We start from the raw sequence: 22878 nt of genomic DNA, 5'->3' as shown, positions 1-22878 counted from the left end.
GTTCGGCCAACGATTGGCGTTTGGGCGTGACGCGCGGAAACCTGTTTCAGCATCCAGACTAAGCGCGTGCCTTCTCCGCGAAAATTCGATATATCTGCCAGTGATCCTTGAGAATTCGCACAGATGATCGATTGGGAAGACGTTCGCCATTTTCTGGCCGTAGCCGAGGCTGGAACCCTCTCCGGAGCAGCGCGCACGCTGAAAGTAGACCACGCGACGGTAAGCCGTCGGCTTGCAGCACTGGAAGCGGCACTCGACGTTCGTCTGGTCGACCGATTGCCACGCGGCTGCCGTCTAACCACGATCGGGGAGGCCGTGCGCGAGCGCGGGGCCGCGATGATGGCCGAGGCGGACGGAATTGCCCGGCTGGCGAAAGCCGCGCACGCCCCTCTTGTCGGCCGCGTCGCGCTCAGCGCGCCGCCGGTCCTGGTCGCGCCGCTCCTTGCCCGCCATCTTGCCCGTTTCCATGAAGATTTCCCGGACATCCGCCTCTCGCTCGCGGCTCAGGGAGAACAGGTCTCGCTAAGCCGCCGGGAAGCCGATATCGCGGTGCGGCTGGTTCGGCCGGAGGAAACAGGCAGCGTGACACGGAAGATCGGCGCGATGCCCTTCGGCCTCTACGCGCATCGCTCCTACGTCCATCTGACCGCGCCGGAACGCTGGCAGTTCATCGCCTTCGATCAGACGTATGCCGAGATGCCGCAGCAGCGATGGCTGCTTGGCATCGCTGCTGACCGTTCCGTTGTCTGCGAACTGAACTATATCGGCGAACATCTGATCGCCGCTCGCGCCGGTGTCGGCGTCGCCGGCCTACCGCTCTTTCTCGGCGAAGCAGATCCAGATCTCATGCGTCTTGATCGGGACGGCCCGGCCTTTTCACGGGACATCTGGATCGTCGTCCATCGCGACTTGCGCAACGCCGAGCCGATCCGTGCCGTCATGGATTTCGTGGCTCGCGTTGTCGGCGAGGAACAATTCCTAAAGCTATAACCACGGGCACATTCATGGTGCTCCCGACTGGATCAACTCGCTCGAGAGGTTCCAAAGCCGCCCGGCCTCGTCAGAGTTCAGCGCATAGGCTTTAATGCCAACGAAGAGTTTATCTGTCATGTCCGCCCGGGCGGCAATGTCGTAGTCCTCGCAGCAGAAACCGCCGCATTCGCTGGACGGACTGTCGCAGATCACGGCCGCGCGAAATCCAACCTTTCCTACCCTCAAAATGATGGCGGGCTATCGGCGTGATCACCTGCCCGCCATCGTTTGGCGCATCGAGGTCGCGAACGACAAGGTTCACATTGTGGGAACGCCCCGATTACGAAATCCCACCTGGTATTAGTGCCTTGCAGCGAGTGAGCTTCTGCGAGCCAACGCGCAAACATCGGGCTGTCATCCGGCCTCCGTTAGCATTCCAACTCAGGCGTATGCCTTTTCGTTCAGCACGACGGGGCGGCTCATGAACAATACGGAGATGATTGCGCCAATAAACATCAGCACGCCGGAAACGATGAAGGCATTTGAATAGTTTCCGCTCTGACCGACGATGTAGCCGGTCACGATCGGCGCCAAGAGTCCGGCAATATTGCCTCCGAGGATCACGAATCCTACTGCAAGACCTGCATAGGAGCGATCCGGCAAAACGTCGTTCGTCAGAGTGATATTGAGAGAGATCGCGGTTGCAACACAGGTAAGTGATATCGTCACCAGCGATAATATCGCGACGGTCGATGTCACCAAGGGCGCCGCCAGAATGACTGAGGATAGGATAAGCGTGGCGCAAAGGAGAACCCGACGGTTCTTTCCGCCAAGCCATGAGACCTGCTGATCGCTCAGCCAGCTCAGCACAAGCACAAACAAAGTCGCCAACGCGAAAGGCACTGCGGTAAAGAAGCCCGTCTTCATAACATCGACGCCGGTGGCAAACTGAATATAGGACGGCAGCCATGTTAGGAATATCGACCAGGTATAGGTTATGCAGGCCTCGACCATAAAGAGGGCCCATATGGTCTGGTTGCCGAGCAAAACCTTCAGCCGCTGAATTTGCCCGTTCTCCCCCTTACTATCCGATGCCGTAAGGCGGCTGATGCGCGCGCTATCGTCAGAATCATTTCTCTCGTTGAGAACGCGTGTGCGCTCCTCGACGGAAAGCCATGTTGCATGTTCGGGCTGGCGGTAGAAAAAAAAGCAGATGATCCCGAACGCGAAGCCGATGATGCCGGTAACGTAAAAGGATACGCGCCATCCGAAATAGCTGACCAGCAACCCGACGAGCACCGCACCGACAGCAGGCCCGGCATAAGCGCCGCAATTCAGAAAGGCCGTCGCGATGCCGCGCTCGGATTTGGGCGCCCATTCGCTGACAACCCTGCCCCCCGCGGGATAGGTGGCGCATTCACCGGCACCGAGCAGCAATCGTGAGAACAGAAGGAGCGGCATGGTGGTCGCCGCACCAGTCAGAATGCCCGCGAGGGACCAGATCGTAACCGAAATGCCGGTTACCCGGCGGACACCCCACTTATCGACGGCCATCCCCAGCGGAATGAGCAGAATGGCATAGCTCCAGACGGCAACGGAGAAGAGATAGCCGATCTCCACCGGCGTGAGGTTAAACTCCTTGGCTAACGGGCCGATGGCGACTGACATGTTTACGCGGTCGATATAATTCACCATCATCAGCACGAACAGGCCTGCATAGATAAGGTAACGTCTCATTGCTTCCTCCCTTGTTATTCTATCGATGTTTAGTTTTAGTCGACCGCCTCACGCTCCCTGCAACACAAGGGGAAAGTTCCGCTTTTCGATAGATACGAAGACGCAGGTTTCCGAACTCCTCCTTCGGAAACCGCATCCGATTCAGCGATGTGTGAAGCCGTCTAGAGGACGGCGACAGGAGCGACCAGCGAACCGGTCGCGCCTGGAACGTTCAACGGGCTGACCATAAACAGAAACGAGTTGCGCGATTGTGTCGCGCAAACTTCCCCAACCTGTTCCAGGTTCATATTGTGAATCAGGTGGATCCCGTAGATCGTCAGGGCGAGCACGTGAACCGGCGAGCGGCAGAGGGTCGGCCGCGGTACCGGAAGCCTCTCGTTCGGTGTGTCGGTCGCAATGACCGACACGTCCTTCCTGCCGAAAAGCTCCACGCAATCCGGATGGAGGCCGGCACAGAACATTCCTTCGTGAGGGTCTCTCGTATAATGCGGGTCGTCTTCCCGATCCGGTGCCGTGCCTCGTTTTAAGGTAGCGCCCGTCCGGATGACGATAGCGTCGCCGGGGAGGAGAAGTTCGACCGCGTCGGCTATTTCCTCCGGCATGACGGCTTCGCCCGGCTCAAAATATTCAACACCGCGCTTTCTCGCGACATCGACGAAGATCCCGCGTGTCACGATCGGGCCGGCGCCGGCGATATCCCAGCGGCGTGAGCCGTTCTCCACGGTGACGTAGTCGCTGAACTTCGCGCCGTTGAAACCGTAATTGTGATAGCCATAGTGGCTGATGGCATCGATATGAGTATTCAGCAGACCGTGCGTGCGAAACGACATCTGATCCTTGGCGGACTGAACCTCGATCTTCAGATCGCCAGCGGTCATCATCTCCACCGATGCGCCCGGCGTGCTCCGGCCGACATCGTCGAGGGACAAGGGTCTTCCGCAGCTAATGACCTGACCAGATGTGGAAGCTGCCAAGCCGCGACACGTGACCTCGGGTGTCAGAAGATTGAGAGTGCCCCGGTCGTTGGGCCAGCGGCCCCAATTGCCGGTATGGCCTGGCCACGCAGCCAATTCAGACGGAATTGAAGAAACCTCACCACTCATTGCAAGCTCCACCCTGATTATTATTTATTTCCTCACCTCCAAAGTAATACTCGCCCTCAATGATTATTTCCAATCGAACTTGATGATTGGGTGATAAGCGCCTTTTATGAGCCATCAATCGAATATTCCTGCGTCCCCGGTCACTAATGTGATGTATTTTCCACTCACCCATCCGACGAAATAACTGATTTCGCGAGGTTATATGGTGCTTTGGTGTCAGACTCGGCGTTGCTGACCGTTGAAGCCTGAAGCTGCGCGGCCGCTGCGGGCTGAAGAGACACTGGAGCGCCGTTGATAAGGAAAACAAATCATACAATCAGTAATAATAAATGGACATCGCTTTCTCATCGATTGTAGCATTCGACGAGGTTGAATGTACATCACGAACTATATCTTATATATCTCGATCGAATTCGGAATTTATACTATAAAATACGAAAAATACTATTGTAATACTTTAAATGGATGCATATCTCGAAATGCAAGTTACAGCGGACGCAGGCACCATGATGAATCTCGTCGAACGATCGACAATCACTTTTTCTACTCCCGGCGACGTCTACAATGTTCGACCGCCGCGCATCGTTTTCGGCGCCGGCACCATCCGCGGCATCGCCGCCGAGGTCACGCGTTTGGGGGGGCGACGGGCGCTGGTCGTGTCTACGCCCGGCCGCCACGCTATGGGGCAGCGGATAGCCGATCACCTCGGCCCGATGCTGGCAGCCATCCTGCCGGAGGCGATTTCGCAGGTGCCGATCGAAATGGCTCGGCAGGGCAGGCAGCGCGCTCTTGAGGTTGATGCGGATTGTCTGGTCGCCATCGGCGGCGGGGCTTCCATTGGCCTGGCAAAGGCGATTGCGCTCGAACTTGCATTGCCGATCATCGACGTACCGACGACCTACTCGGGCTCGGAAGTTACCGGATTCTGCGGCATCACGATCGATGGCGTGAAGAGAATGCACACCAGCCTCAATATGCTCGCCGCGACGATCATCTACGATCCCGAACTTACCTTGTCGCTGCCGATTGCGACCAGCGCCTCCAGCGCCATGAACGCGCTCGCCCACTGCATCGATGCGATCTATGTCCCGACGGTTGATCCGATCATCGCCCTTGCGGCGGCCGAAGGGGCAAGGGTCGTGGTCAATGCGATCCGCAATGTCGTCACCAATCCGCACGATATCGTCGCCCGATCGCAGATGCTCTATGGCGCCTATCTCTCGGGGGCTGCGCTGACCGGTGGCTTTGCCCTGCAGCATGGCCTTGCGCATACGCTCGGCGGATCCTTCGGCGTGGCGCATGGCCTATCACACGCGATCATCCTTCCACATATCGCGGCATATAACGCTCGCTTCGCCCCCGCGAAGATGGAAACACTCGCGATGGCCATGGCGGTTCCGGATGTCGGCAATGCTATCTTCGAGCTTCTTATTGAACTCTGCCTACCGACATCCCTTGCCGAGGTCGGTATCCGGCTGGCCGATGTATCGGATATCGCGCGAATTACGGTCGAAACGGATAACGGTCTTAATCCCGGCCCGGTGACGATGGAAGCGGTGTCATCCATCATCGAGGATGCATTGAGGGGAAACCGGCCGCGCCAGCGGTAATCATGCGCCGGCCAGCCGTTTTAGGGAAAGACCCCTCGTCATGGGCGGTCTAGACGATCGTCTTGCCGATCTCCGTCGCGACGGCGAGGAATTTCCGGATTGCCGGCGCCGTCTCGCCTTCATTGTAGGCGATACCCAGCGTCAGGAACGGAGCAGGCCCGAGAAGCTCCCGATAGACAATGCCCGGCCGGGCAAACTGCTGGTATCGCGAAGCAATCCAGCCGACACCGAAATTCGCTGCCGCCATGGCGACGATGGATTGCGCCGGCGAGGCCTCGTGGATCATGCGAGGGCTGAAGCCGGCATTCTGGCAAAGGGCGACGATCTGGTCGTAGAGTTGCGGGCCGACCTTTCGCGGAAACATGATGAAGTTCTCAGACGCCAGATCGCCGAGCGTCAATTTGCGTTTCCGCGATAACGGATTCTGATTTGATATCACCAACTTGAAAGCCACCTCCGCGATCTTCAGACAGGAGATGGAGGAGTCATCCAGCGGCGGATGGATGATGCCGAGCTGTATGCGGCCATGCCGAAGCGCCTCCTCCTGCTCGGCCGTCGTCATTTCTTGAATCACCAGGCCCACATCCGGCAATTCCTTCGAAAACATGCGGACGATTTCCGGAAGCGCGATAAACATTCCGGGAGCGGTGCAGCCCACGAACAACTGCCCCAATTCGCCGCGGGCAGTGCGGCGCACCAGCTGCGCAGCCTGTTTCGACATATGCAGCATCTTTCGCGCCTCGTCGGCGAATACCTCGCCAGCCGGTGTCAACGAGACGCGCCTCTTGTTGCGATAGACGAGCTGCGCCTCGAGCTCGTCTTCAAGATGACGGAGCTGCTGGCTTAGCGCCGGCTGAGTCAAATGGCAGCGCTCCGCCGCCCTGCGAAAATGCAGTTCTTCGGCCAGCGCCACAAAGCAGGCGAGGCGACGCAAATCCATCTGTGATAACTTTCGTTTATTAGTCGATTAAAGACTGCAATTTGCATTAATCGTACAGCGGCGTTATCGCTTTTTGCAAGAGGTCCGATCAGATGTTCTCGCAGTTCGACTTTGACGATGGGAAGGAAGCGCCGCAGTTCGGGCAGGTTTTTACTGTTCTCGGCGGTGGAACGGGTGACCAGTGAAAATTCTTCTTGTCGGCGAAGCTGCCAACCACCGGAACCAACTCGCCAATTGGCTGGAGATCCCTTGCGAGATTCTGACTGTTCCGTTTCCAGCCGATGGCGATGTCTCGTTCGCAGCCTTGGCAGATACAGTCGATGTAGTGGTATCCCTCCGCATTCCACATCTGGCCCAGCCCGCGCGGCAGTTTCGGCTGCTCCAGGTGCCCGGCGCCGGGCTAGACGGCATCAATTTCACTTCGCTGCCGGAGACGGCGTGGGTCTGCAACGTCTTCGAACACGAAATCCCAATCGCCGAATACGTGTTGATGGCGATGATCCATTGGGCAACCGGTTTCGACGCTATGCGCCAGGCCTTCTCCTTCGACAATTGGGCGACGGCCTATCGCCAGCGCATACCCCACGAAGAGATCGCCGGCAAGACGCTCGGGCTATTGGGTCTGGGTCACATCGGCAAGGCGATCGCAAAGAGGGCGCGCGCCTTTGGAATGAGGGTCGTTGCGGTTCAGCGTAGCCCGGTCGATCTGGAAGGTCCGACGGATGCCGTGCTGCCGCTGGATCGCTTGCACGAGATGCTTCAGCAATCGGACTTTCTGGTCATCGCATGCCCGCTGACGGAGGAGACGCGCGGGATCATCGGCAAGGCCGAGCTCGAAGCGATGCCCAACTCGTCGGTTCTCATCAATGTCTCGCGGGCCGAGATCGTTCAGGAGCAGCCGCTCTACGACGCGCTGCTTGCACGGCGCATCGCCGGCGCCTATCTCGATGTGTGGTATCGCTATCCAATCGGCGAGAACCCGAATGCGAAGCCCTCCTCCATGCACTTTGATCGATTGCCGAACGTGGTCTGCACACCCCACTCCTCTGCATGGACAGACGGCATTTTTGAACGGCGCTATCGTTTCATCGCTGGAAACATAACCAGGCTGCACAACGGCAAGCCGCTGGAGAATGTTGTGCGAATGCCGAACCGGGAGAGCTTATCAAGATGAATGACACCGCCACCATATCGTTTGAAGTTCCGGCCAGCGCTGCCGATGTTCAGATCAGGATCACCGGGATCAAGACCCTCGTGGTCAATGCGGAGATGCGCAACTGGGTCTTCGTCAAGGTCCTGACTGATCAGGACGGGCTATATGGCTGGGGAGAGGCGAGCCTCAACTGGAAGACCCGAGCGGTAGTCGGTGCTGTGGAGGATATAGAACCTCTCCTGATCGGTCGCGATCCCCGCGATATCGAGCAATGCCTGCGGGTAATGAACAAGCATAGCTATTATCGTCTCGGCATCATCGGCGCCACGGCGATCAGTGGCATCGAGCATGCTCTTTGGGACATCTTCGGCAAGAGCGTCGGTCTGCCGGTTTGGCGCCTTCTCGGCGGCAAGGTCCGCGACAAGGTCCGTGTCTATACTCACCTGGGTCTCGGCGACATGCGATCGGTTTACGAAACTTTCGACAAGGGCGCCCTGCGGGAGAAAGCTCTGGCAGTCGTCGAGAACGGCTATGATGCGCTGAAGGTCGTCTTCATCCCCTATAGCCATTTCACGGCCGATATTCCGAGCCGCCGCCATGTCGCCATTCTGATGGAGACGCTGCGGGACGCGGTCGGGGACGGCGTCGAGATCATGGTGGATTTTCACGGCCGGCCGGCATCGATCAGCGCGGCGCTGCAGTTCATCGATGAGCTCGTACCCTACAGGCCGATGTTCTGCGAGGAACCCGTCCAGCCCGGCGATGCCGACGCTATGCGGATCGTGGCGGAACGCTCAAGCTGCCCCATAGCGACGGGGGAGCGTCTCGTTGGCATCAAGGAATTCGAGCCACTGTTCATGTCAAAAGGGGCCCATATCGTTCAGCCGGATCTGAACCATACCGGCGGTCTGCTGGAGGGCAAGCGCATCGCGGCCGCAGCCGAAGCAGCATTCATGGGCGTTGCGCCGCACAATCCAAACGGGCCGTTGGCGGGCGTCGCAGCGCTTCATTTCGATGTTTCGACACCGAATTTCGTGATCCAGGAGGAAATGTCCGGCGCTGTTCCTTGGTATGACGCGGTGGTCCAAACTCCACTTCATCGCGAAGGCAGCTACTGGTCTGTACCGACCGCGCCGGGCTTCGGCGTTGAGATCGATGAGAACGCTGCCGCTCGGCATCCCTTCAAGCCGGAAGTCATTCATACGCTCGCGGCGGTGCTTGGTGACGGCACGATCGTAGACTGGTGATACCGCAGGGCTTGGAATGGATAAGTTCGGTGGTCTCATATTCGCCCATTATTGCGGTAGGCATTGAAGATGACGAACGGACCGCGGACTTGGCGTGCGGGCAAACATATCGCAGATTAGAATTCATCGCTCACCGCTATCGCCGTCATCCGCCTCCGGTATTGCGTTTGTCGGACCGAGCGAAATCCGCACGATCACCCGGAACATTGCAGGCACGACGCTTAAAGCGTTTGATGTTTTTTTTGAAGCGTATCCGGCATCGAGGAGGTAATTTGCGCGCTCGTGTGTCCCGATTGTCTGGACGAGCGCGCCAAGATAGCGCCAGGTATCGTTGACGGTTCTCATCTGCGCGTTTCGCATCCAATGCTTGATCTTGGCGAAAGCCTATTCGATCGGATTGGGGCCTGGTGAATAGGGCGGCAAAAAACCAGGGCCTTGCATCAGCGGCCTTGATCGACTGGCATATCTGGTCGGATTTGTGGCTGTTCAGATTGTCCGTGATGACGATATCGCCGGGCCGCTCTCAAGAACTGAGGACCTGACGCCGAACCTGAATACCCGAATTGGTAAAGGCAGCTGTCGATGTATAACGACGAGCCAATGGTCAGGCAAACCCGTGTGATTTGATGCGCTTCAATAGCGCGCCAATTTGATAAGGAACCTCATCAACGTATTTCCATCAGGACCAACGGTCAAACCCTATGCCGCACAAACAGGCCGGACATATGAAAGCAACCGATCACACAATCCCGACAAAGAGCCCTTACCACAGGGGGTGTCCACATATGAATAACATTCCAACCCAAACCAGAATCCACGATTAAAAACAAAGTCAGACACGCTCCCGCAAATCCTCCCTCCGCATTGAACCCCCAGGGGAAAGTTCAGTACCGAACGCTTTCGAGAATGGCGCCTATGAGCTGGTTAGTTTTGAAGCCGTAGGGCTTAACGTGTATGCCGCCGCTCTCCGGTACGTGTAAGGGCGCCAATCTCAACAAGCTGCTGAAGGTCGCGTGTGGCCGTCGCCCGCGATTTGGCAGTAATCGAGATATAATTTTCCGCGCTGAGCCCGCCTTTAAAGCCAGAATACCCTCTCGAAAAATGCGCGCTACAACCTTTCCTGACGGTCATTAATTCGACAGTGAAGCCGCCGATGGAACTTGCCTTTGAATGAAGAACATTACTCGCTCAATCGTCGCCTGTTGTGCGGCTAGGATAGTCTGTGAAAAATAGATGACCTATCCGGTAATATCGAGGGTCCGTTGGTGACACTCGAGCTCCGAATAGTAGGCCTTTCGATGCTGCTCAATTGTGAAAGCAAGCGAGATCAGGCTTGGCTGCCCGATGTTCTGAGCCAAGGACTTTTCAGCTAGCGCGCGCCCAATTCGGCCATTTCCATCTTCAAAAGGATGTATACTTTCGAAGTAGAGATGTCCGATGGACGCACGCGTCAATGGTTGCAGCGGGGCCTGTCCGTTCGGTCCGGATCGATTAAACCACGCAACGAAACGCTCCATTTCCAGAGCAACCCGGCGGGATGCCGGCGCCTCAAAGTGGATTGTGCGCTGATCTAATCGGCCCGATACAATCTGCGTTGCATCTTCATGGCGGCGATAGGCACCGATCGTATAAAGATATCGATTGCCATGGGAAAAGCTCCTGGTGATGCAATACCGCGGACCAATTCTTATAAACATCTGCCATCATCTCGGTGATCCCGCGCTCTTGAGGTCGAGCCGCTCGGCCATCTGTATTCAGTCCGAACTGTCGACGCAGCGACGACTGGACGCTTGCTCGATCAAGGAATTCGCCTTCGATCTCCGAGGTTTTGACCGCCTCATCACTCAACAATTCGATTCGGAGCTGACTGCTATAGTCTTCATCGAAATGCCGAACGGCACGAACTACCTCACCTGATGACTGCAGAAATTTCTACTCCAACGAGACCATACTCGCAGCGTCGTATGTGAAATTTGGCCACTCGCCGTGCTGCCAGTTCCATTGCATGAGTTATAGCCGCCCTTTCTATAGCTCACAAATAAGCAAATATACGATCTCTAGAAAGCTGCTTTATCGCTCAATCATACGGGGGAACGCATTCTCGGCTCAACTAACTACGGTCTTCAGGCAAGCGCCCATGTGTCAATGGCGGAATCGATTTTTTTGAAAGCTTTTACGCGATTGTCTCAGCAGCGTCGTTTGTCGCCGCGGGCGACTTAAGCTCATTCCACAGCCGATTGCCCGATAGGTGAAGGAAACGGCTGATCTATCTTGCAACATCAACGAAAATGGCAGCATCGAAACCGGTGAGCGATGGTTCTGCAGCGAGGCAGATGGCAGGCCGCCGGGTGGCGGAAATCGAGGCGATAGCGGCCTTATTCGGAACGTACATCTTGGGATGTTCGGAGAAATAGAATCACGCACCGTCACCAAGCATTTCATGGGGCTCATGATGTAATTCTGCGATAGAGACATGATAAACAAGCCTCGCGCAAGCATATGTATTCATCAATTCGATCAATACTTGTGGGGCTCCGGAAATGCAGAGCGATCTGTGGTCAAGAACAGTGACGATCGAAATCTCAAGCCACGAAAAGGCAAAGATCAATAATGTTCGCCAAGCAGCAGAATTCCTGCTTAAGAACTGGCGTGGCCCGAAAGATGACCTCTATAAGCAAGCCGTTATTCAATGCACCCATGCCATCAAGGGTGAGGCGCCGACCGACGCGGCGCTTCTTCATTTTTTGGTCGCGGCAAAGCAGTCAAAAGCGCGGATTGAGCTTTCTGAAGACTGGTCAAAACCCGATGAGTTCGTGTCCAGCCTCTGGAGGGAATGCGAAAGCATTCTCAGAACGTCAATCGATGAGCGATCGACTGATACTTAAACACCTTGATCCATGCGGGATCAATCTCGGCTTTATGGGGTCTTCCGAAATTTAAGAGCGGGGCTGGAACTTTGGACGACGAGCGCCGTTAATCGTTTATTCCGGCGTCTCTGAATTATGGCGATTGCTTCGCTTATGAGATTGCCACTGAGCACAATTGCCCATTGCTCTATGTGTGCGAAGATTTCGTGCAAACTGACGTGCGCTCTGCATTGCAGACATAGCTCGGCCGAAGCAGCGGTCGCTACAGGATGCCTATTCACACGCCTCAGGCCCCACGAGGCTTGATCCGCGGATTCAGCTCGGGCTCCCGATGAATGCGGTAGACCCGTTTGTGGTTTCAGCGATGCCACTGAGCATTGCGCAGGGGGAGGAGGCAGAGGCCAAAACCCCGGATATTCTTTACCTTCACCAGCCCGAACAACGGTCGGCGATCCGCTCGTAGTCGGCATTGCGTTGGGGGCTATACCGGTAACAGGTTTCGCTGACACCAACGTCCCGCATGACGCCGCGACAGCGATGCCTGTCGGAAGGGGCATCCAGCCTATCAATGGACCTCGATGATCCTGCCTGATCTTTGGTCTCCCATCGGCTGTTCCAATGCCATGAAATTATCATCATTTCTGAAGCGTACCTGTTTGGGCGCTCGCTTATGCCTTGAAATAGCTGCCGATTATTGAGAATCAAAAATTCTTTGAGAAACCCTTTTCTCATTCGAAGAACCTGCTATAAAAGCATGAGAAACCGTTTTCTCAATGAGCGATTGATGTCGAGCACAAACGTTGGACGTATTACCATTCATGATGTTGCGGCGGCGGCTAGCGTCAGCATCGCGACCGCGTCCAAGGCGTTGAACGATACCGGCCGCATGTCGGTTGAGACCCGGGCGAGAATTCGGAGAGTTGCCCAAGAGCTCGGCTTTCGTCCGAATGCCCTTGCTCGAAGCCTTTTGAGCAAGCGTAGCTTCACGGTTGGGCTGCTGACAAATGACACTTATGGTCGTTTCACCTTGCCGGTCATGGCAGGCATTTCCGAGGGTCTCATCGATCACGGCGTCTCGGTGTTCCTCTGTGCGATAGAAGACAACCCCGATCTAGCAAAACTCCATGTCGATGCGATGCTCGATAAACAGGTTGACGGCATTATTGCGACCGGACGGCGCATTGATAAGCCGCTGCCCGTGGATCTGTCACATCTTCCCATCCCCATCGTTTACGCCTTGATGACAGGTCCCGCGGGTGCCGTGGCCTTGGTTCCGGATGACCGGCAAGGTGCCCGCGACGCGGTCAATCATCTGATTGACAAGGGTCGCCGGAGGCTCGTCCATGTAACGGGGCCGGCCAGTTTCAAAGTTGTCGAGGAGCGAACCCAGGCATTCAGGGATGCGCTTGCAATTGCGGGCATGACGCCTTCCGAGACGCAGATATTGACGGGCGCCTGGTCGGAGCAATGGGGCCGTGAGGCGGTGGAAAAGCTCTGGTCTCAAGAGAACCCGCCGGATGGCATCTTCTGCGGCAATGATCAGATCGCGCGCGGCGTCATCGATGCGCTTCGCGAAAAGGATGTGGGAGTGCCCAACGACGTCTCAGTTGTCGGGTTCGACAACTGGGAAATAGTCGCCGAGCAGACGCGCCCTCCTCTTACAACGGTCGACATGAACCTCAAGGAGCTCGGCCGACAGGCTGGTCGAGCCCTTGTCCGCCTCGTCAATGGTGAGGTCGTCGAACCAGGAGTTTCGAAGTTGCCCTGCACACTGGTTATCCGTGGCTCGTGAGGATTTAGCGGAGACCTGGCAGACGAAGAGCATGCGTTAAAACAAGCTTTCAAGGGAGGAGACCCATTATGAAGCTGCTTAAGATCGCGGCGCTCGCCGCAACGGCGCTGAGCATTCTGTCGACAACGGTTTCTGCACAGGAGAAACTGACCATGTGGGCGCGCAATACGAGCGAAGCCTTCATGCCGACACTGATCAAGGCGTTCAACGACTCGCATAAGACGCAGATCGAGCTGCAGATCGTCCCATCTGAGCAGATGGTCCAGAAATACGCCACAGCTGCAGCCGGCGGCTCCGCGCCGGATTTCGTTTCCCTTGATCTCGTCTATTCGCCGTCCTTTGCCAAGGCGGGCGTACTCGAAGATCTGACGGATCTGGCCAAGAGCCTACCGTATTTCGACCAACTCTCAAAGGCACATGTTGGCGCCGGTACCTATGACGGCCGCATCTATGCACTGCCGATGTCGGCAGATGCCTCTGTGCTTTTGTGGAATAAGAAGCTCTTCAAAGAGGCAGGACTCGATCCTGACAAAGGACCGGCCAACTGGGCCGAAATCGAAGATGCAGCCGGGAAGGTCAACGCACTCGGTGGCGACATCCACGGCTTCTACTTTTCCGGCGCCTGCGGTGGATGCAATGCCTTCACTTTCATGCCACTGATCTGGGCATCCGGAGGAGACATCCTCGTTGACGATGGCAAGAAGGCCACCCTGGATTCCCCGCAGATGCACGACGCCATCAATTTCTACCGCGACATGGTGGCCAAGGGATACGTTCCCGAAAGCGCCAAGACGGATTCCGGAAAGAACTTCTTTGGCGGCTTTGCGACGGACAAGATCGGCATATCGCCGATTGGCGCCTTTGCCATCGGCAACCTGGTGAAGAACTATCCGTCTGTCGACTTCGGTGTCACCTTCATTCCCGGCAAGACCGGCGGCAAGGCATCCTTTGGCGGCGGCGACAACTTTGTCGTTACGGCCGGGCGCGACAACCTGAAGGCCGCCAAGGAATTCCTGGAGTTCGTTTATTCGATCGACGGCCAGACGCTGCTCGCCAAGGGCGGCAGCCTGCCGACCCGTGCGGATGTTGCCGCCGAAGCGGTCAAGTCGCTCGATCAGCGCTACCAGGTCGCGACCGAAGCCATGAAAATCGGCCGAACCCCGTCATCGCCGGTCTACAACGACATCATCAACAGCAATACCGGCCCCTGGAAGCAGATGTTGAACGAGGCCTTCTTCGGGCCCGACGCCAATGCCCCGATCGCAAAAGCGCAGGAGAACATGCAGTCGATCCTGGACTCGGCGAACTAGCACTCTGAAGCATCTGAGTTGCCTCCTGACTCTGATGCTCGCCCGGGCGGGTAGTTGCACGCCCGGGCTTCCTCCGATGTCGGCTCTCCACATGGAATATCCCAATGACATATCACAAGCCGCTTCCTTCAAGCACAGCGCGACGCAAAAGCACCAGACTGCGGCGACAGCAGCTGGCCGGGCTTCTGTTCATCGTTCCCGCCCTCATTTTGGTTGCGATATTCTTCGTCATCCCGCTTGGAATGTCCTTCTGGATGTCGCTGCATAACTGGCCATTGCTCGGGAAACCGAAGTTCATCTGGTTCGACAACTACGCGCATCTTCTCAAGGACGCACAGTTCTGGACGTCGCTGCGGTTCACAGTCTATTATACCGTGATCGTCACAATCGCGATTTTTGCGGTCGCCTTTCCGCTGGCGATCTACGCTGAGAAACCGCGCCCGCTTATCAAGCTTTATCGAACCGCCTTCTTTCTGCCCGTCGTTGTCGGGTTCGGCTCGGCGAGCTTGCTCTGGGCGTGGCTTCTCGATGTCGACGCAGGACTGTTTTCGCCAGCCGCACAGTATCTCGGGTTAACCGCCAAGCGAGTCAATCTGCTAGCCGATTTCGACACCACCTTCTGGTCGATCCTGATCATGGTCGTCTGGAAGACTGCCGGCTTCAATATGATTATCCTGCTGACCGGGCTTCAGGGCATCTCCAGCGAGGTGCAGGAGGCAGCCCGCATGGACGGCGCATCGACCTGGCAGCGGTTCCGCCGCATCACGCTGCCGCTGATGCGGCGCACAATCGCACTCGCGCTGATCCTCTCGGTCTCCGGATCGATGCTGGCCTTCGACCAATTCTATATCATCGCCGATGGCGGCCCACAGACCAGCACCGTGACAGCGGTCTACTGGATATTCAGCCAATCCTTCGTGTCCTTCCATCTCGGGTATGGCGCGGCTCTGTCGATGGTGTTGCTCGCCATACTCGTCGTCATCAGCGTCGTTCAGCTCAGACTACTGCGAAACCCGGAGGGCATGTGATGGCCGCAAGCTACGCGTCTTCCAAACGCCACCTGGTTAGCAAGATTCGCTATCATGTCTTCGGTGCGATCACTGCCTTGCTGTTCCTGGCACCGCTCGCGTGGAGCATCCTGGTCAGTTTCAAGCCGTCGATCGAGGCCAGGCAGCCGCCTTTGCCGCCGTGGCCAGTCGCAGGCCCGAGCCTGCAGAACTATGAGAACCTCGCTCAATATGGCTCGGGTATATGGACCTATGCCGGAAACAGCCTCATCGTCTCGGCGGCCACTGTCGTGGTCTCGGTCATCGTCAGTCTGCTTGCCGGCTATGGTTTCTCGCGCTTCAGGTTCCCGTTCAAGAACGCATTGTTCGTGCTGATCATCTCGACCGTCATGATCCCGTTTCAGTCGATCCTGACCCCCCTCTTCCTGATCCTGACCAAGCTCGGGCTGCAAAATACGCTGACCGGCATCGTCCTCGTCTATGTAACGCTGCAGCTGCCGTTTTCGATCTTCATGATGCGCAACGCCTTCGATGCCGTTCCAAAGGAAATCGAGGATGCCGCCCGCGTCGATGGAGCTTCGATTTTCTCGGTTCTACGCCGCATCATGCTGCCGCTGGTGCTGCCGGGCGTGGCGACCGTCGCGATCTTCGCGTTTCTCGCATCATGGAACGAGTTCCTCGCCGCATTGATCCTGCTGACGGATCAGAAAAAATACACGCTTCCGGTCCTGATGGCCGCTGTCCGCTCCGGGCAGTTCGGCACCATCGACTGGGGTGCCGTGCAATCTGGCGTGACCCTGATGATGGCGCCGTGTCTCGCGCTGTTTCTCCTTCTTCAACGCTACTACATCCGCGGCCTGACCGCCGGCGCCGTGAAATAACTCAACTCGCAAGCTGAATGGACAAGTTAATCATGACATCTCTCGCCAACCACGCCGCAAGCGGCTTTCGCCCACCAGCAGTTCCTGACGTCGACGTGCATGGCTTCTGGGGTGAACGGATCGATGCCGTCGCCGACAAGACCGTGATGATCCTTTACGATCGCTGCGTTGCTGCCGGCATGTTCGACCAGATCGATCCCGAAAGGCCAGTGCCGGAAGTCCGAATGCCCTTTCACACCAGGCCCGATGGCTCGCCCGACACGACGAATGTGCAGATGTTCTGGGATTCCGACGTCGCCAAGGTGATCGAGGCCGCTGCCTATGCCCTTTACCGGAAGCCCAATCCGGATCTTGAGGCGAAGATGGATTCCGTCATCGCCATGTTCGAAAAACTGCAGCAAGCGGATGGGTACATGAATTCATGGTTCATCCGCATGCAGCCCGGCGAGCGCTGGAAGAACCTTCGCGATTGTCACGAGCTTTATTGCGCCGGTCATCTGATGGAGGCTGCTGTCGCCTACTTCCATGCAACAGGAAAGCGCACACTCCTCGACGTCATGTGCCGCTATGCCGACCATATCGACAGCGTCTTTGGTTCCCACCCAGGACAGAAACCTGGCTATTGCGGCCATGAGGAAATCGAGCTGGCGCTGATCAAGCTTGGCCGCACGACCGGCGAGCAGCGCTACCTCGATCTTGCCCGCTATTTCGTGGAGCAGCGTGGAAAGCAACCACACTATTTCGACATCGAGGCCGTGGAGAGGGACGACCGCAAGCAGTTCCGGCATAAGAACTACGAATACAACCAGTCGCATCTGCCAGTCCGCGAACAGACCAAGGTCATCGGTCATGCCGTGCGGGCAATGTACCTGTATTCTGGCATGGCTGATGTTGCGACGGAATTCGGCGACGACAGCCTGACGGATGCGCTGAAAATCCTCTGGAAGGATCTCACCGCCAAGCAAATGTACGTCACCGGCGGCATCGGGCCTGCGGCGAGCAACGAAGGCTTCACGGACTATTACGACTTGCCGAATGAGACCGCCTATGCCGAGACCTGCGCCTCCGTCGGCCTTGCCATGTGGGCCAGCCGCATGCTTGGGCGCGGGCCGAACCGGCTTTACGCAGACATCATGGAGCAGGCACTTTATAACGGCGCGCTCTCCGGGCTTGCGACCGATGGGACCACCTTCTTCTACGATAATCCGCTTGAAAGCCGCGGCGCGCACCATCGCTGGACATGGCATCGTTGCCCCTGCTGCCCACCGAATATCGCCCGCACCGTCGCTTCGATCGGCACCTATATGTACGCCGTCTCAGCCGATGGAGTCGCCATCCACCTTTACGGTGAAAGCACGGCACGGCTGACGGTCGGTTCGGGCATCGTTACGTTGGCGCAGAAGACCGAATATCCCTGGGATGGCAAGGTCGAGATTACGGTCTCCGTCGATGCCCCGGCGTCTTTCACGCTTGCGTTGCGTGTTCCGTCATGGTGCGACGGCGCAAAGCTCGCCGTCGATGGCGAGGTGATCGATGCAGCCTCCATAGAGAGCGAAGGCTATCTGCAGCTCGGCCGTCGGTGGCACGGCGGGGAGAAGATCGTCCTGGACCTGCCGATGACCGTTCGCGCCTTGCGCGCCAATCCGGCGGTCAAGGCCGATCTCGGTCGTGCGGCGCTCGCCCGTGGACCACTGATCTATTGCGTCGAGGAAACCGACAACGCCGCAGGCCTCAATGGCCTTGTACTGCCCGCCGATATCGCGGATGCCGGCGTCGCGCCGGCAAAGGATCTTGGCAAGGCCGTGGGGATCGAGATCCCGGTCAAGCGGGAACGCTGGCCGGATATGGAAGGCAACCTCTACGACACGGCAAAGCCGGTGCTGGAAGACGCAAAGGCGCGCTTTATACCCTATCACCTCTGGGACAACAGAGAACCCGGTGAGATGCTCGTCTGGGTCAGGACACAACCATGACAGTCACAACGCCCGAAAAAGCCCAGATCGAGCTTCGCCGCGTCCGCAAGGATTTCGGCTCGCTCACCGTGATCCACGACATCGACCTTCACATCGAAGGCGGCGAGTTCGTCGTTTTCGTCGGCCCCTCCGGCTGCGGCAAGTCAACCCTGCTGCGCATGATCGCCGGCCTCGAAGAGGTGTCCGCCGGCGATATCCTGATCGCCGACAAGGACGTGACCGACCTCGATCCGTCCAAACGCGGGATAGCCATGGTCTTCCAGTCTTACGCGCTCTATCCGCACATGAGCGTGCGCGAGAACCTCGCATTCGGCTTGGAGATGGCGAAGACACCGAAGGACGAGATCGACCGTCAGATCAAGTCGGCGACGCAAATTCTCAAGATCGACGCATTGCTTGACCGCCGCCCCGGCCAACTGTCCGGTGGCCAGCGGCAGCGCGTGGCGATCGGACGGGCGATCGTGCGCAAGCCGCTCGCCTTCCTGTTCGACGAACCGCTGAGCAACCTCGACGCGGAGCTGCGCGTCTCGATGCGCATCGAGATCGCCCGGCTGCATCGCGAGCTCGGCAACACGATGATCTACGTGACGCACGACCAGACCGAGGCGATGACGCTCGCCGACCGCATCGTCGTGCTGCGGGACGGCCGCATCGAGCAGGTCGGCACGCCGAGGGAGGTTTACGAGGACCCGAACAACCTCTTCGTCGCCGGCTTCATCGGTTCGCCACGGATGAACATCGTGGAGGCCAGATATCTCGCCGGGGATCGCGTCGCTGTGGCGGAAGCGATCATTCCTCTGGCTGCTCCGCTGGCCGGCGTGGCGGAGGGAGATCCTATCAAATTCGGCATCCGCCCGGAGCATTTGGAGACTGGCAATGCCACACCGACATCGCTGCGCGCCACGGTCGATTTCGCCGAATATCTTGGCAGCACGCGCTATCTTTACTGCTATCTGCCGAACGGCGAGAACATAACGGTCGAACAACGCGGCGGTCGCGATCTCGCAGCAGGCGAGGAAATCTGGCTTAACTGCGATCCGCAGCGTATCCGGCTGTTTTCTGCAAACGGCGACCGGCTGCGCGCGGCGGCCGAGCTCGCGTCCCGGATCAGCGCCTTTGAGACAAAATGACGTAATTGAGAAGAGAGGATTTTCGGCTCATCGTGGCTTATCCAAGGAAGCAAAGATGAGACAGCAATCCGGCCCGCAGACATCTGCGGCCAAGAAGACGATCGAGCACATCCGCCGCGCGGCGCGCAAGCATCATTCAGCCGAGGGCAAAATTCGTATGGTGCTTGAGGGGCTGCGCGGCGAGGACGGCATTACTGCGATCTGCACCGTGAAGGGTATTGCCGGGAGCCTGTACTATAGCTAGCCGAAGGAATTCCCCGAAGCGGGCAGGAACGGCTTGCAGGCGACACCGCCCGTTCGGCGACCAGCGATAAGGCGAAGGCGCCTTGCCTTGAAAGCCGCGACCTGAAGGAGACTCTGGCCGACCTCACCCTGGAAAACCGCCTGCTCAGAAAAAGCATGATCCGGGATGGGGCTGCTCGAACGCGAAAGGATTAAACGAAACACGATCAGACAGCGCCGCTTGAACCATCATGCCAAAGCCGCTTAAATCAACCCATTGGCCGAGCCGGAAACTCCATTTGTTGAAATCCACACTAAACTCACCCCAAGGGGTCAAATCAGGGCGGAATTCAACAGATTGCTTTATGCCGACTCCAGATCGATCTTTCCGGCGAACCGCAATATTTCATTGATGACCGGACTACCTTCTCCGCAGCGTGTCACAATATGGAAAACGATAGGTTCCACCTTTTGATCGATCAGGACAGGCACCAATGCGCCGGATGCGAGTTGCGGTCGAACCATTGACTTCGGCACGAGCGCAAAGCCATCTCCCATCGTGACAATATCGACTATCATGCGCACATTGTTGCAAAGATTGACGGTGCGGTGCCGGATAGGGAACAACGCGAGGGCATCTCTCATCAGCTGATAGATCGGAGAATGGCTTGGCAGAGACCAGAGCGAGTGGATGGAAGACGGATCATCGGTCACCATCCGTTTTGCAACGGAAGGGCTGGCAACCCACAGCAACTCGGCAGCTCCGATCGATGTCGCCTTCAACGCAGGATGGGCGACTGGTCCTGCGGCAAATGCGAGATCGATTTTCCCGGTGAGGAGAGCCTGAATCATCTGCGCGGTGAGTTCGATATCGATATCGAATGTCAGATCGGGCCACCGCGCTTTCATGTCGGCCATAAAGCGAGGCAAACAGCTGGCCGCGGCAATTTCACCGGCCCCAATTCGAACGTGGCCACGAATCTGTTCGAATCCGGAACTTCGAAGGAGAATCGTCTGCAATTGCTCCCAAACAGGCAGATATTCTCTGACAAGCTCGCGTCCCACCGGCGTCAAATTAGCCGAGCGTCCATGTTTCTGAAACAGCTTTGCCCCGAGCCGTTCCTCTAGCTCCGCCACGCGCGCGGATATAGCCGGCTGAGTTGCGTTCAGCTTTTCAGCCGCCGCTGCAAACGTGCCAAGCCGGTCGATCCAGATCAAGGTTTCGAGATGGTAGAGAGAGATGCGATTGATAGACATTGCTTATGATTATTTGAAAAAAGAAATAATTGGAATTGATGTTTGACATCGTGTCCATTGCTCCCACCCGAGGGAGGAAATTGTGACGCAGAAGCTTTACCCCGACGCCGCAGCCGCGCTTGACGGCTTGCTTTTCAATGACATGACGATCTGCGCAGGCGGATTTGGGTTATGTGGCATACCAGAACGGCTCATCGATCAGCTGCGTGACAGTCGTGTCTCTGGGCTCACGGTGGTTTCCAACAATGCCGGGATCGACAACGAGGGTCTTGGCAAGCTCCTGAGAAGCCGGCAGATCAGAAAGATGATCTCAAGCTACGTCGGGGAAAACAAGGAATTCGAGCGACAATATCTAGCGGGTGAACTGGAGGTCGAATTCTGTCCGCAGGGAACTCTTGCAGAGCGATGCAGGGCTGGCGGCGCAGGCATCCCCGGCTTCTACACCAAGACCGGCGTCGGCACCTCGGTCGCTGAGGGCAAGGAAGTGAGAACCTTCGACGGGCACGAATATCTGCTCGAGCGCGGTATTTTCGCGGATCTCGCCATCATCAAGGGCTGGAAGGCCGACGAAAGTGGAAATCTCATTTTCCGCAAGACGGCGCGCAACTTCAATCAACCGATGGCGACCGCGGCAAAGATCTGCGTTGCGGAGGTCGAGGAAATCGTCCCGACCGGCAGCCTCGACCCCGATTGTATTCATCTTCCGAGCATCTATGTGAAGCGATTGATCGTAGGCAGCCCCTACAACAAGAAAATCGAGTCCCGTACGGTGCGCAAAAAGGAGGCCGCGTGATGGCTTGGACGCGCGATCAAATGGCGGCCCGCGCCGCATCGTCCTTACATGATGGTTTCTATGTCAATCTCGGCATCGGGATTCCGACGCTCGTCGCCAACCATATTCCTCCTGGTATCGAAGTCACGCTTCAGTCGGAAAATGGTATGCTCGGAATCGGGCCGTTTCCATTCGAAGGCGATGAGGACCCGGATCTGATCAATGCGGGCAAGCAGACGATCAGCGAATTGCCAAACACCAGCTATTTCTCGAGCGCCGACAGTTTTGCCATGATCCGAGGCGGTCACATTGATCTGGCAGTCCTGGGCGCCATGGAGGTCAGTGAAGGCGGTGATATCGCCAACTGGATGATCCCGGGAAAGATGATCAAGGGAATGGGCGGTGCGATGGATCTGGTCGCCGGCGTCAAGAAGATTGTCGTTCTGATGGAACACGTATCGAAAGACGGTTCCCCCAAATTCATACCGTCCTGCACCCTTCCTTTGACCGGCCGCAATGTGGTCGACATGATCATCACGGACCTATGTGTGTTCGAACGCCGCTCGCCGGGGGCACAATTCTCGCTGACTGAAGTTGCCGATGGCGTGTCCGCGCAAGAAATCGCTTCGAAGACAACAGCGCGTTACCTCGTTTAAACTTTCGCCTTCGGCCCACTGAACCGGTGGAACAGCGACTCACTGCGTAAGTTGGTCGAAGGCGAGCCTTGCATATGTCGGTCAGCCAACCAACTCTTTGAGTCTGATTGGACAATGAACCAGAAGGGTAATCAAGAATGACTTCCACTCCCATCGTCGTCGCCAGCGCCGCCCGTACGGCGGTCGGCTCCTTCAACGGGGCCTTTGCGACTGTTCCGGCTCATGAGCTTGGCGCTACCGCCATCAAGG

The 22878-nt window shown here is 57.3% G+C and carries 18 protein-coding genes and 4 pseudogenes; 16 read left to right on the top strand and 6 right to left on the bottom strand.

Going from position 1 to position 22878, the window contains the following annotated elements; all coding sequences use genetic code 11:
- The first annotated feature begins 123 nt into the window (after nucleotides 1–123).
- Nucleotides 124–990: a LysR family transcriptional regulator gene (locus ACQZ6J_RS15720; protein WP_449084733.1), complete on the top strand. Its 867-nt coding sequence runs from the start codon at nucleotides 124–126 to the stop codon at nucleotides 988–990.
- A gap of 423 nt (nucleotides 991–1413) precedes the next feature.
- Here the strand turns inward: ACQZ6J_RS15720 and ACQZ6J_RS15715 are convergent, their stop codons facing one another.
- Both ACQZ6J_RS15715 and ACQZ6J_RS15710 read right to left on the bottom strand, forming a co-directional pair.
- Entirely contained in the window at nucleotides 1414–2709 is a 1296-nt protein-coding gene (locus ACQZ6J_RS15715; protein WP_449084732.1) for an MFS transporter, read from the bottom strand.
- Nucleotides 2710–2870: 161 nt separating this feature from the next.
- The gene (locus ACQZ6J_RS15710; RefSeq protein ID WP_449084731.1) at nucleotides 2871–3812 is read right to left on the bottom strand and encodes a cyclase family protein; all 942 of its coding nucleotides are present in this window, start codon (nucleotides 3810–3812) and stop codon (nucleotides 2871–2873) included.
- A 506-nt stretch (nucleotides 3813–4318) separates the two neighbouring features.
- On the opposite strand from ACQZ6J_RS15710, the gene ACQZ6J_RS15705 reads away from it, so the two are divergent.
- Nucleotides 4319–5422, top strand: a complete 1104-nt coding sequence (locus ACQZ6J_RS15705; protein WP_449084730.1) for a maleylacetate reductase — start codon at nucleotides 4319–4321, stop codon at nucleotides 5420–5422.
- 49 nt (nucleotides 5423–5471) lie between these two features.
- On the opposite strand, the gene ACQZ6J_RS15700 is transcribed toward ACQZ6J_RS15705, so the two are convergent.
- A complete protein-coding gene (locus ACQZ6J_RS15700; RefSeq protein ID WP_163991179.1) occupies nucleotides 5472–6362 on the bottom strand; it encodes a LysR family transcriptional regulator in 891 nt (296 codons plus the stop codon).
- A gap of 181 nt (nucleotides 6363–6543) precedes the next feature.
- Between ACQZ6J_RS15700 and ACQZ6J_RS15695 the strand changes: the two genes are divergently transcribed.
- Nucleotides 6544–7536: a 2-hydroxyacid dehydrogenase gene (locus tag ACQZ6J_RS15695; RefSeq protein ID WP_449084729.1), complete on the top strand. Its 993-nt coding sequence runs from the start codon at nucleotides 6544–6546 to the stop codon at nucleotides 7534–7536.
- A complete protein-coding gene (locus ACQZ6J_RS15690; protein ID WP_204326775.1) occupies nucleotides 7533–8762 on the top strand; it encodes an enolase C-terminal domain-like protein in 1230 nt (409 codons plus the stop codon). Before ACQZ6J_RS15695 ends, ACQZ6J_RS15690 begins: the two co-directional genes overlap by 4 nt.
- 234 nt (nucleotides 8763–8996) lie before the next feature.
- Here ACQZ6J_RS15690 and ACQZ6J_RS15685 read toward each other — a convergent pair.
- Nucleotides 8997–9282 (bottom strand): annotated as a pseudogene (locus ACQZ6J_RS15685) (transposase); the annotation flags it as partial.
- Nucleotides 9283–9707: 425 nt separating this feature from the next.
- A pseudogene (locus ACQZ6J_RS15680) lies at nucleotides 9708–10769 on the bottom strand (Fic family protein).
- A 533-nt stretch (nucleotides 10770–11302) separates the two neighbouring features.
- Here ACQZ6J_RS15680 and ACQZ6J_RS15675 point away from each other — a divergent pair.
- The 9 genes and pseudogenes from ACQZ6J_RS15675 to ACQZ6J_RS15635 form a co-directional block, all read left to right on the top strand.
- The gene (locus tag ACQZ6J_RS15675) at nucleotides 11303–11647 is read left to right on the top strand and encodes a DUF982 domain-containing protein (protein WP_449084728.1); all 345 of its coding nucleotides are present in this window, start codon (nucleotides 11303–11305) and stop codon (nucleotides 11645–11647) included.
- A gap of 101 nt (nucleotides 11648–11748) precedes the next feature.
- Nucleotides 11749–11871 (top strand): annotated as a pseudogene (locus ACQZ6J_RS15670) (type II toxin-antitoxin system VapC family toxin); the annotation flags it as partial.
- 542 nt (nucleotides 11872–12413) lie between these two features.
- Nucleotides 12414–13421, top strand: a complete 1008-nt coding sequence (locus tag ACQZ6J_RS15665; protein WP_449084727.1) for a LacI family DNA-binding transcriptional regulator — start codon at nucleotides 12414–12416, stop codon at nucleotides 13419–13421.
- Between the two features lie 68 nt (nucleotides 13422–13489).
- On the top strand, nucleotides 13490–14731 hold the full coding sequence (locus ACQZ6J_RS15660) for an ABC transporter substrate-binding protein (RefSeq protein WP_449084726.1): 1242 nt from the start codon (nucleotides 13490–13492) through the stop codon (nucleotides 14729–14731).
- Nucleotides 14732–14835: 104 nt separating this feature from the next.
- A complete protein-coding gene (locus tag ACQZ6J_RS15655) occupies nucleotides 14836–15759 on the top strand; it encodes a carbohydrate ABC transporter permease (RefSeq protein ID WP_449084725.1) in 924 nt (307 codons plus the stop codon).
- Nucleotides 15759–16619: a carbohydrate ABC transporter permease gene (locus ACQZ6J_RS15650; protein ID WP_449084724.1), complete on the top strand. Its 861-nt coding sequence runs from the start codon at nucleotides 15759–15761 to the stop codon at nucleotides 16617–16619. Before ACQZ6J_RS15655 ends, ACQZ6J_RS15650 begins: the two co-directional genes overlap by 1 nt.
- 32 nt (nucleotides 16620–16651) lie before the next feature.
- A complete protein-coding gene (locus ACQZ6J_RS15645; protein WP_449084723.1) occupies nucleotides 16652–18592 on the top strand; it encodes a glycoside hydrolase family 127 protein in 1941 nt (646 codons plus the stop codon).
- A complete protein-coding gene (locus ACQZ6J_RS15640) occupies nucleotides 18589–19722 on the top strand; it encodes an ABC transporter ATP-binding protein (RefSeq protein ID WP_449084722.1) in 1134 nt (377 codons plus the stop codon). Before ACQZ6J_RS15645 ends, ACQZ6J_RS15640 begins: the two co-directional genes overlap by 4 nt.
- 55 nt (nucleotides 19723–19777) lie before the next feature.
- A pseudogene (locus tag ACQZ6J_RS15635) lies at nucleotides 19778–20138 on the top strand (IS3 family transposase); the annotation flags it as partial.
- Between the two features lie 169 nt (nucleotides 20139–20307).
- Here ACQZ6J_RS15635 and ACQZ6J_RS15630 read toward each other — a convergent pair.
- Nucleotides 20308–21201 (bottom strand): LysR family transcriptional regulator, encoded by an 894-nt coding sequence (locus tag ACQZ6J_RS15630; protein WP_449084721.1) that lies wholly within the window; start codon nucleotides 21199–21201, stop codon nucleotides 20308–20310.
- 82 nt (nucleotides 21202–21283) lie between these two features.
- On the opposite strand from ACQZ6J_RS15630, the gene ACQZ6J_RS15625 reads away from it, so the two are divergent.
- The 3 genes from ACQZ6J_RS15625 to ACQZ6J_RS15615 all read left to right on the top strand — a co-directional run.
- Complete coding sequence (locus tag ACQZ6J_RS15625) at nucleotides 21284–21994, top strand: CoA transferase subunit A (protein ID WP_449084720.1); 711 nt, start codon at nucleotides 21284–21286, stop codon at nucleotides 21992–21994.
- Complete coding sequence (locus ACQZ6J_RS15620; RefSeq protein ID WP_449084719.1) at nucleotides 21994–22629, top strand: CoA transferase subunit B; 636 nt, start codon at nucleotides 21994–21996, stop codon at nucleotides 22627–22629. Before ACQZ6J_RS15625 ends, ACQZ6J_RS15620 begins: the two co-directional genes overlap by 1 nt.
- A 137-nt stretch (nucleotides 22630–22766) precedes the next feature.
- A partial coding sequence (locus ACQZ6J_RS15615) for a thiolase family protein (protein WP_449084958.1) occupies nucleotides 22767–22878 on the top strand: 112 nt, incomplete at its 3' end.

This window comes from Rhizobium sp. A37_96 (genome assembly GCF_053521765.1).
This window is presented reverse-complemented; position numbering and strand designations above follow the sequence as displayed.